The sequence below is a fragment of the Streptomyces sp. RP5T genome (assembly GCF_003933965.1).
GTDB lineage: Bacteria > Actinomycetota > Actinomycetes > Streptomycetales > Streptomycetaceae > Streptomyces.
In genome coordinates this window covers 1-1,273 of sequence record NZ_RSAJ01001101.1, presented here as the reverse complement: position 1 = coordinate 1,273, position 1,273 = coordinate 1, and the positions used below count along the sequence as shown (strand labels likewise).

Below are 1,273 nucleotides of genomic sequence, written 5' to 3'. Positions count from 1 at the left end.
GTTCATGAGGGGGTGTCCAGCAGGGCGAGGCCGGGGTAGTACTTGCGGCCGTTGGATTTGATCATGTCGGTGGGTGAGGCGAGGCCGACTTCCTGACGGACGCGGGTGGCGAAGGCGCGGGTGCCGGCGGGGCGGATGCCTTCGCCGGTGCTGCACCAGGAGGCGTAGGCGGCGTACAGGAGGCCCTGTTCGACGCGCAGGTCGGGCTGGGCTTCGAGGTCACGGGTGCAGCATTCGGTGAGGAAGCGGCCGATGTGGTCCTCGGTGTTGGCGTACGCGCTGGTGGCGATGCGGACGCGGTCGGGGCCTTCGAGGTTGTCACGGGTGGTGAGGTAGCGGCTGGCGCCCTCGATGAGCCATTGCAGGATGCCGGGACCTTCGTCGCGGACGAGTTCGAGCGCCAGGTTGTCGATCTTGCGGTGGTCGGGGACGGTCCGCTCGAAGGGCAGCAGGCGGATACGGCGCCAGAACGCGAAGCCGCCGGTGGAGACCTCGGGGCGGTGGTTGCCGAGCAGCCACAGGTGGTGGGTGGGGCTGAAGGAGAAGTAGTCCTGCCGCATCCGGCGGGCCTTGATCTTGTCTCCGCCGGTCAGGAGGCGGACGCGGGCTTCGTCGAACTTGTCGTTGGGCTTGAGCTCGCTGCAGACGATCAAGCGGCGGCCGTGGAGTTCGGTGAGTTCGGTGGAGTGCTCGGAGAACGCGCCGCGGTCCATGAGGAAGCCGGGCGGGGCGGCGTCCGCGTAGTCGCCCAGGATCTGGATCATGACATCCAGCAGGACGCTCTTGCCGTTCTTGCCGTGGCCGTGGAGGAATGGCAGGACCTGGGCGCCGACGTCGCCGGTGATGGAGTAGCCGAGTAGCAGGTGCAGGAAGTCGATCATTTCCTGGCCTTCGGCGTCGTCGCCGAAGGTGTCGTACAGGAAGCGGTGCCAGCGTGGTGTGCCGGTCTGCTGAGGGGCGACGCTGGTGGCGCGGGAGTGGAAGTCGCGGGTGGGGTCGGGTTTGCGCAGCTGGCCAGTGTTCAGGTCGACGACGCCGGCGGGGGTGCACAGCGCGTAGGGGTCGCCGTCGAGGGTGTCGGGGTCGACGGACAGGTCTGGGGAGGCTTTGGCCTGGGTGAGGAGGGCCTTCATGCCGGTGGTCGACAGGGTGCGCTTTTTGTGGTGGTGGAGCTCGCGGTTGCTGAAGAGTCCGCGGGGGTCGGTATCGGGCAGGTCTTCGGCCATCTCGCCCGCGGCCCACAGGGCGGCTTTCTCGCCGCCGGTGCGCTTCC

Annotated in this window: 1 protein-coding gene; it reads right to left on the bottom strand. The window is 68.3% G+C overall.

The features are described 5' to 3' along the window. Positions 1 to 2: 2 nt before the first annotated feature. Positions 3 to 1,273 (bottom strand): phage/plasmid primase, P4 family (locus EHS43_RS44765; RefSeq protein WP_125196076.1); only part of this gene is annotated, 1,271 nt, incomplete at its 5' end.